The following is a 6,710-nucleotide window of genomic DNA, read 5'->3' as shown; positions in this document are numbered from 1 at the left end:
AGAGAAGCAAAAAGCCCTGCTGCGGGCGGAAATATTCGCCGGGCTGCTGTATGAAGAGCAGGTCATCGAAATGATTTTCCGGGAGGTGGAAAATATGCTCGATCTGGAACAGTCTGCCGGTTACCGCAGGATTTTTAACAAAGGCCTGGAAAAGGGCATAGAAAAAGGTATGGAAAAAGGTATAGAAAAAGGTATGGAAAAAGGTATAGAAAAAGGTATGGAAAAAGGGAGGCGGGAAACGCTCAGGGAGAATGTTTTAAAGCTTCTCTACCGGAAGTTCAAAAAACTCCCCGCTCCGTATGTCGAAAAAATAAAGACACTGGATGAATACGCCCTGGGCATGATTCTGGACAACATCTTTGAAATCAACAGCCTTTCCGAGCTGGAGGAATATCTGTAAAGGTTACCTGCGTAAAATCCGTGGTGTTTTACCAGTTGAGAATATTGGCCTGATGGTGGAGGTTTTTATGGGACTCGATGTATTTGCCATATATCCCCTGCAAGAACCTGTTTCCGAAAGAAGGCTTAATAAGGTTTTCTCCGCCCCCCAAAATTTCTTTTTGATGTGTTCCGGTGGTTATTGCATGCGTTCTCTTTATGATAAGATTAAATTATAACAAATTATAACAGATGCGGGCAGCTTTAATTTGACGGAAGCCCCCTCCTTGAAAGGATGTGTTGCCTTTGAGCACGTGGATAAATGATCGATCAGCGCGCTGGCATCATCGAAAAGGCAGCCGGGCGGCTAAATTTCCACGCCATGCCGGCGGATGTTTTCCCTCAGTTCCGGCCCGGCCGCTTCCATAAACACCAGGTCCACGGAAAATGGTTCCGCCGCCGCCAGTACATCGGCATAGAGCCGCCAGAAATCCACCTCCCGGGGCAGGCCCGCCACAGCCAGGTCGATGTCCGAATGTTCGTCAAACCGGCCGCCCCCGGCCAGGGAACCAAAAAGCCACACCTGGCAGCCGCCATACCGGCGGACTACACCGGCGGCCCGTTTGGCGGCGGCCAGGGCCAACTCTTTTCTTTGAGCCAGCTCCTTTTTACGCTGCTCCCGCCTTTTTAAAAGCCCGGCCCGCATTTCAGCCAGATCCTGCTCACTGTAGGCCATGGGGATCACCACCGTTTTGCTCCCTGTCATCCGCCTCCGCTAGCATATCCAAAAAGGAATTGATTGTCCGCTGAAAATGTTCCACCGTACCCGGCATGGCTTTAACCAGGGATTCCATGCGCTCCCACTCCAGATCAAAACCGTAACGGTGGCGAAAACGGTGGCGGAAGCTCAAAAAAGGAGCCAGCTCACCGGCCAGTTCGCTGGTTATTACCGGGGGGCGAATCCCCTTTAAAGGCAGGGTCATTTGCTCCAGCAGCAGCCTGTGCCAGCTTTCACTTTTGGGAGCGGTCCTGTCTATTTCCTTGGCGATATGCAAAAAAATCTTTTCGCAACCGGAATAAAAATCGTGCAGAATAGAACCGAGGGCGCGCAGGATGATGGTGTTTTTTACCGGCCTGTTTTTATAGGGCTTTAACGTCTTTTGCAGTTCCTCGCTCAGCCGTTCCAGTTGCTGTAACTCCAGGCGGATGCGGGATTCCAGTACAAGAAATTCGGCAGTCACCAATAATCACCTCTTGAACAATATTATATCACTGATCGCTCCGGGCCGGGATCCGGTATCAGTACCGGGATTTCCCATCGGGCCGGTTTACGGGGGACCGATCCAGAATATTTCCGCCTCCCCGGTATCCTTGATTTCGGGATCCCCGGTCATTTTGCCCATAGACAAAATAAGGTTTCTGTCAGAGCAATGCAACCTCCGGCGGTATCTATTTTAATTGCATCCCGGACCACTACCTGGTAAAATGAAGATGGTGATATAGATGACCGGCGACATGCCAAAGGATAAATATGACACAACGATGAAGGAACTCTTTGCAGACAGCGAAGAGGACTTGATCCGCTTTTTCGGCCAGATAAAGACGCAGGTAATCCGGCAATTGAACATCGAATTTCCCCTGGTGGAGAAAAAGAGAAGCGATCTGATCCTGGAATGCCGGACAGAAAAGGGACCCGCCGCAGTGCACATGGAATTTCAAAGTACCAACGATAACGACATTCCCTATCGCATGCTCCGTTACGCCACCGATTTAAAGCAAAAATACAACCTGCCGGTATACCAGATCCTCATTTACTTCGGGGACCGGGAAATGAACATGGCGGACGGATTAACCTTTCACTTTAACGCTCAGAATTACCTGGATTACCGTTTCCGGACGGTGGACCTGGGCGGCATCACGGCTGAAGAGATTAAAAAAACCGGCAACTATACTTTATATGCTCTGCTGCCCTTAACCGACAGGGAGAAAAGGAAGCAAAAAGGGGAAAGCTTTTTAAAAGAATGCGCAGAAGAAATAGCCCGGACACCCGTAAGTTTTGAAGAGAAGCAAAAAGCCCTGCTGCGGGCGGAAATATTCGCCGGGCTGCTGTATGAAGAGCAGGTCATCGAAATGATTTTCCGGGAGGTGGAAAACATGCTCGATCTGGAACAGTCTGCCGGTTACCGCAGGATTTTTAACAAAGGCCTGGAAAAAGGCATGGAAAAGGGCATCGAAAAGGGCATCGAAAAGGGCATCGAAAAGGGCATAGAAAAGGGCATAGAAAAAGGTATGGAAAAAGGTATGGAAAAAGGTATGGAAAAAGGTATGGAAAAAGGGAGGCGGGAAACGCTCAGGGAGAATGTTTTAAGACTTCTCTACCGGAAGTTCAAAAAACTTCCCGCTCCGTATGCAGAAAAAATAAAGACCCTGGATGAATATGCCCTGGGCATGATTCTGGACAACATCTTTGAAATCAACAGCCTTTCCGAACTGGAGGAATATCTGTAAAGGGTACCTGCGTCTTCCCGGGCAATATGAATAATATTCCAGTCGTACCGTTCATCCGGGATGGCTTAACCTTCCCTTTGCCATTCTTCAATCCAGACGATCCAGGGAAGATGCGCGCCGGCTGCGTTGAACAGGCGGCGGTCACCCGTGACCAGCTTTACGTTTCTGGATGCGGCCAGGGCCAGGTAAGCGGCGTCGTAAATACTGCGCTGGTAGTCCACCGCCATCTTCGAGGCCAGCTCCCAGTATTGTTCGAGGGGCTGGATGGTTATGGCCAGTTCAAACAAAGAACCTACAGCTTGGCGGTACGTCTCCTCTGAAATCCTTTCGCGCCGGGAGGCCACCAGCAGGGCATTGGCAACTTCGTAATAAAGAAGGGAAGGAGCGATAATGGATAACCTTCCCATCACATATTCATCTAAAATGGCCAGTGCCTGTTTTTCGCCTTCTTCTGCAGTCAGGTACCACTTTACCGCTACGCTGGCGTCAATTACTATTTCTCGCACCGTTTTCCAGTTCCTCCCTGGAGCGCCGGTAAGCTTCCTCAGCGGTAGTTCCTCCGGCAAAATGTTGCCGGACGGCAAGGATTTTTTGCGACGCACTGAAGCGTTGAATCCCTTCGTAATAGCGATAGGGTAAAAGCAGGGCTGCCGGCCTGCCCCTTTTTGTGATCACAAATCCCCTGTTCTCCCGTAACACTCCGGCAACCAGTTTGGTGAAATTTTTTTTGGCTTCGACAATGTTCATGTTTTGCACATGCATTATGGTCACCTCATGTATTCAGGTTGCAACAATACTATAACATTTTAAAGTGACCAGGTAAAGGATCCACATACTATAAAGGTGCGCGGGGATTCCGCCGGTAAAACCCCGCGCGCCGCAGCCGGTGCAGTAAAAAGGGCCGCCCGGGATGGGGTGGCCTGCAGCACTGAAACCATTTCCACAGCCTGCGGAGTTACCCACTTCATGTGGAAGCCAGCTCCACCGGAGCCGGCCTGTACTGCTCAACGATCTCCCTGACCAGTTCCAGATCCTGCCTGACCGCAGGCGGGACCAGTGGCATTCCTATATGCCTGCAGTCTCAAAGCCAAATTGCTTAAAATGCCAATCAAATGTAAATGCCGGCCTGAGATTATATTTTTGCATAATGATAAAACCGGTAGCATCTATGAAAGAAAAATCCTTGTCCCGGTATTTACCTATTATTTCTCCGGCCAGGGCCTCATCTTCCCGGGTAATGTGTATAATATTCCAGTCGTAATTAAGGAGCCATTCCCTGGCTATATCCCGTCCCATACGTGACAATAAAAGGGTATGGGTTTCTGCAATCAAGAAGTTGGTCATCAGGAAGCAGACCTTTCCCGATACAAGATGTTCCAGGACGGCCACGGCGGCGTGATGCCATTGATTCCGGCCATTGAGCAGGGCCAGCACTGCGCTGGAATCCACCAGCACGTTCATTGCTTTGTACTCTCTTCCTTAGCCTGTGTCAGGTAATAGTCATGTTTTTCAGACAGATCAGCGGGACCATGGCCTTTTCCAATCAAATGGAAAATCGCGTCTTGAGGAGATGCTTGCCTGAATGGAGAAAACTTCCGCAGGATAATCTCTTCACCATGTATATAAACGGCCAGGTGATCGCCTTCCTTGATGTTCAACCCTTTTCTCGCCCGTACCGGTAAGGTCATTTGTCCCTTTGAAGTTATCCTGATTACGTCAAATTGATCGTCCATGCCGGATCTCCTTACTTGGTAAGACATCCTTACCATGGCATTATAATATTTTCCAGAGAGGAATCAATAAGAGCAAAAACTGGTTCCGCCGCCGCCAGCACATCGGCGTAGAGCCGCCAGAAATCCACATCCCGGGGCAGGCCCTCCACAGCCAGGTCGATGTCCGAATGCTCGTCAAACCGGCCTCCCCCGGCCAGGGAACCGAAAAGCCACACCCGGCAGCAATGATGCCGGCGGACTACACCAGCGGCCCGTTTGGCGGCGGCCAGGGCCAACTCTTTTCTTTGAGCCAGTTCCTTTGTGCGCTGCTCCCGCCTTTTTAAATGCCCGGCCCGCATTTCATCTCAGGCCGGTTTACGGGGGGCCGATCCAGAATATTTCCGCCTCCCCGGTTTCCTTGATTTCGGGATCCCCGGTCATTAACAGGGATTTTTTCTCCTTTGCGGTGGCGAGGGCAAAGGCGTCGGCATAAGTGACGGCATGTCTCATTTTGATTGAGGCAGCTTTCAGCACCAGTTCGTTTGTAGCAGGAACAATCTCTATGGACTGCCTGATCCGGTTTATTGTTTGTGTGGCCGTATTCACGCCTTTTTTTCGTCCCAGTATATAGAAAACCTCGCCAAGGTTGATGATGTTCATAAAAATATCCGGCGGCCCGGTGAATTGCTGGAGTAAAGGGGTTGTCCGGCCGGCTGCGGGCGGTTTTCCGGAGCGCCAGTTGAGCAAATCCCTTACCAGTATGCCGGCCGGTTCTCCCTGTAACCAGGCCAGGACCGCCCAGGAATCAAGGGTGATTCCGGTCGTCAAAGGCTTATCGCTCATGGCGGACACCCTTTTCCTTCTCATTACGGTGTTCTTTGGACAATTCACCCAGCAGATCAACATCCTTGAACTTACCGTAGAACTCATCCGCCACGCATTTTTTTACCGGTTCTAGAATTATCCGCCCACCCTTTAATTCCACTTTAAAGCTGGTTCCCGATTTCACTCCAAGGGCTTCTCTAATTTGCTTTGGAATGACAATTTGACCTTTGGTTGACAGGTTGGTAATATACATGATAACCCTCCTTCTTACCTCAGCGTAAGACAAAGAAGGGTTACTGTCAAGGCAAATCAGCAGCCCTCTCCCTGTTTTTTGTTCCGGGCACCCGACGGGTCGCCCATAGACTAAAAGGTTCCTGTCAGAGCAATGCAACCCCCGACGGTTTCTATATTAATTGCATCCCGGACCACTATCTGGTAAAATGAAGAAATAACCCGGACTCTCTTGAGTTTTGAAGAGAAGCAAAAAGCCCTGCTGCGGGCGGAAATATTCGCCGGGCTGCTGTTTGAAGAGCAATTCATCGAAATGATTTTCCGGGAGGCGGAAAACATGCTCGATCTGGAACAGTCTGCCGTCGCTCCGTATATAGAAAAAATAAAGACCCTGGATGAATATGCCCTGGGCATGATCCTGGACAAAATCTTTGAAATCGACAGCCTTTCCGGTTGGAGGAATACATGTAAAGGGTACCTGCGTAAAATCCGTGGTGTTTTACCCACCACTCCAGATCAAAACCGTATCGGTTGCGAAAACGGTGGCGGAAGCTCAAAAAAGGAGCCAGCTCACCGGCCAGTTCAGTGGTTCAGTTCTTCGGGCGGCTGATCTGGGCGGCATCACTGTAGGTCACCTACTTTTTCTTTAAAGACACCGGTGGCAGGCGAACAAAACCGGCAGTTTCAAAATGAACGTCAAAAGCAGCGGCTTCTTTGATTTCCAGGCGCTGCATAAAAGCAAAGCTGGTGCAATCAGTAAAGCTAAAATTCTGGTCGCTATATTTACAGAAAAGCTCCCATGCATGTTCTTCATCTGTGGGCAGCAGGCGTACCAGCGTGCAGATTTTGCTTTCTTTCAGTCGTTTTCCGTATTCCACAGCCACCCGGTGTCCGAAATCATATCGCAGAATAGTTACCAGCTCATCGAAAATAAAATTGGTTGTTATTAGCGGGGCAGGAACACGGCTAAGAAAAGCAACTGCTTCTTTATGGTGGGGATCGCCGGCAAAAGCATGCGCATACCAGAAACTGGTGTCCACGAAAATCTGCCGCATT

General features: G+C 49.9%; 13 protein-coding genes. 3 read left to right on the top strand and 10 right to left on the bottom strand.

Annotated elements, in window-relative coordinates; all coding sequences use genetic code 11:
- A partial coding sequence (locus GFC01_RS19270) for a DUF4351 domain-containing protein (protein WP_152945478.1) occupies window positions 1–400 on the top strand: 400 nt, incomplete at its 5' end.
- A gap of 345 nt (window positions 401–745) precedes the next feature.
- Here GFC01_RS19270 and GFC01_RS04715 read toward each other — a convergent pair.
- A complete protein-coding gene (locus GFC01_RS04715; protein ID WP_207707578.1) occupies window positions 746–1,114 on the bottom strand; it encodes a nucleotidyltransferase family protein in 369 nt (122 codons plus the stop codon).
- A complete protein-coding gene (locus GFC01_RS04710; RefSeq protein ID WP_152945477.1) occupies window positions 1,101–1,619 on the bottom strand; it encodes a ribonuclease toxin HepT-like protein in 519 nt (172 codons plus the stop codon). The genes GFC01_RS04715 and GFC01_RS04710 overlap by 14 nt, the downstream gene beginning before the upstream one ends.
- 262 nt (window positions 1,620–1,881) lie before the next feature.
- Here GFC01_RS04710 and GFC01_RS04705 point away from each other — a divergent pair, with 262 nt between their 5' ends.
- A complete protein-coding gene (locus GFC01_RS04705; RefSeq protein WP_152945476.1) occupies window positions 1,882–2,886 on the top strand; it encodes a DUF4351 domain-containing protein in 1,005 nt (334 codons plus the stop codon).
- 65 nt (window positions 2,887–2,951) lie between these two features.
- Here the strand turns inward: GFC01_RS04705 and GFC01_RS04700 are convergent, their stop codons facing one another.
- The 7 genes from GFC01_RS04700 to GFC01_RS04670 form a co-directional block, all read right to left on the bottom strand.
- Complete coding sequence (locus tag GFC01_RS04700) at window positions 2,952–3,392, bottom strand: PIN domain-containing protein (RefSeq protein ID WP_194174823.1); 441 nt, start codon at window positions 3,390–3,392, stop codon at window positions 2,952–2,954.
- Window positions 3,373–3,648, bottom strand: coding sequence for a type II toxin-antitoxin system Phd/YefM family antitoxin (locus tag GFC01_RS04695; protein ID WP_152945474.1), 276 nt, complete (start codon window positions 3,646–3,648; stop codon window positions 3,373–3,375). The genes GFC01_RS04700 and GFC01_RS04695 overlap by 20 nt, the downstream gene beginning before the upstream one ends.
- A gap of 303 nt (window positions 3,649–3,951) precedes the next feature.
- A complete protein-coding gene (locus GFC01_RS04690; protein ID WP_152945473.1) occupies window positions 3,952–4,347 on the bottom strand; it encodes a type II toxin-antitoxin system VapC family toxin in 396 nt (131 codons plus the stop codon).
- Window positions 4,344–4,619: an AbrB/MazE/SpoVT family DNA-binding domain-containing protein gene (locus GFC01_RS04685; RefSeq protein WP_194174822.1), complete on the bottom strand. Its 276-nt coding sequence runs from the start codon at window positions 4,617–4,619 to the stop codon at window positions 4,344–4,346. The genes GFC01_RS04690 and GFC01_RS04685 overlap by 4 nt, the downstream gene beginning before the upstream one ends.
- A 29-nt stretch (window positions 4,620–4,648) precedes the next feature.
- On the bottom strand, window positions 4,649–4,957 hold the full coding sequence (locus GFC01_RS04680) for a nucleotidyltransferase family protein (RefSeq protein WP_152945471.1): 309 nt from the start codon (window positions 4,955–4,957) through the stop codon (window positions 4,649–4,651).
- Between the two features lie 16 nt (window positions 4,958–4,973).
- Window positions 4,974–5,441, bottom strand: coding sequence for a type II toxin-antitoxin system VapC family toxin (locus GFC01_RS04675; RefSeq protein ID WP_194174821.1), 468 nt, complete (start codon window positions 5,439–5,441; stop codon window positions 4,974–4,976).
- Complete coding sequence (locus GFC01_RS04670; RefSeq protein WP_152945469.1) at window positions 5,431–5,676, bottom strand: AbrB/MazE/SpoVT family DNA-binding domain-containing protein; 246 nt, start codon at window positions 5,674–5,676, stop codon at window positions 5,431–5,433. Before GFC01_RS04670 ends, GFC01_RS04675 begins: the two co-directional genes overlap by 11 nt.
- Before the next feature lie 315 nt (window positions 5,677–5,991).
- Here GFC01_RS04670 and GFC01_RS18730 point away from each other — a divergent pair, with 315 nt between their 5' ends.
- Entirely contained in the window at window positions 5,992–6,264 is a 273-nt protein-coding gene (locus GFC01_RS18730) for a hypothetical protein (RefSeq protein WP_194174820.1), read from the top strand.
- A gap of 25 nt (window positions 6,265–6,289) precedes the next feature.
- Here GFC01_RS18730 and GFC01_RS04660 read toward each other — a convergent pair whose 3' ends face one another.
- On the bottom strand, window positions 6,290–6,709 hold the full coding sequence (locus tag GFC01_RS04660) for a type II toxin-antitoxin system VapC family toxin (protein WP_152945468.1): 420 nt from the start codon (window positions 6,707–6,709) through the stop codon (window positions 6,290–6,292).
- Between the last annotated feature and the right edge of the window lies 1 nt (window position 6,710).

It is taken from the genome of Desulfofundulus thermobenzoicus, from assembly GCF_009428905.1.
In the GTDB taxonomy this organism is placed as follows: Bacteria; Bacillota; Desulfotomaculia; order Desulfotomaculales; family Desulfovirgulaceae; genus Desulfofundulus_A; species Desulfofundulus_A thermobenzoicus.
Note: the sequence above shows the minus strand (reverse complement) of the source record. Positions and strands in the feature narration are given on the sequence as shown.

Excerpts from the sequence above, each read along its gene's own strand:
- GFC01_RS04715 (WP_207707578.1), bottom strand. The coding sequence starts at position 1,114 with ATGGCCTACAGTGAGCAGGATCTGGCTGAAATGCGGGCCGGGCTTTTA.
- GFC01_RS04705 (WP_152945476.1), top strand. The coding sequence starts at position 1,882 with ATGACCGGCGACATGCCAAAGGATAAATATGACACAACGATGAAGGAA.
- GFC01_RS04695 (WP_152945474.1), bottom strand. The coding sequence starts at position 3,648 with ATGCATGTGCAAAACATGAACATTGTCGAAGCCAAAAAAAATTTCACC.
- GFC01_RS04690 (WP_152945473.1), bottom strand. The coding sequence starts at position 4,347 with ATGAACGTGCTGGTGGATTCCAGCGCAGTGCTGGCCCTGCTCAATGGC.
- GFC01_RS04685 (WP_194174822.1), bottom strand. The coding sequence starts at position 4,619 with ATGGACGATCAATTTGACGTAATCAGGATAACTTCAAAGGGACAAATG.
- GFC01_RS04680 (WP_152945471.1), bottom strand. The coding sequence starts at position 4,957 with ATGCGGGCCGGGCATTTAAAAAGGCGGGAGCAGCGCACAAAGGAACTG.
- GFC01_RS04675 (WP_194174821.1), bottom strand. The coding sequence starts at position 5,441 with ATGAGCGATAAGCCTTTGACGACCGGAATCACCCTTGATTCCTGGGCG.
- GFC01_RS04670 (WP_152945469.1), bottom strand. The coding sequence starts at position 5,676 with ATGTATATTACCAACCTGTCAACCAAAGGTCAAATTGTCATTCCAAAG.
- GFC01_RS18730 (WP_194174820.1), top strand. The coding sequence starts at position 5,992 with ATGCTCGATCTGGAACAGTCTGCCGTCGCTCCGTATATAGAAAAAATA.
- GFC01_RS04660 (WP_152945468.1), bottom strand. The coding sequence starts at position 6,709 with ATGCGGCAGATTTTCGTGGACACCAGTTTCTGGTATGCGCATGCTTTT.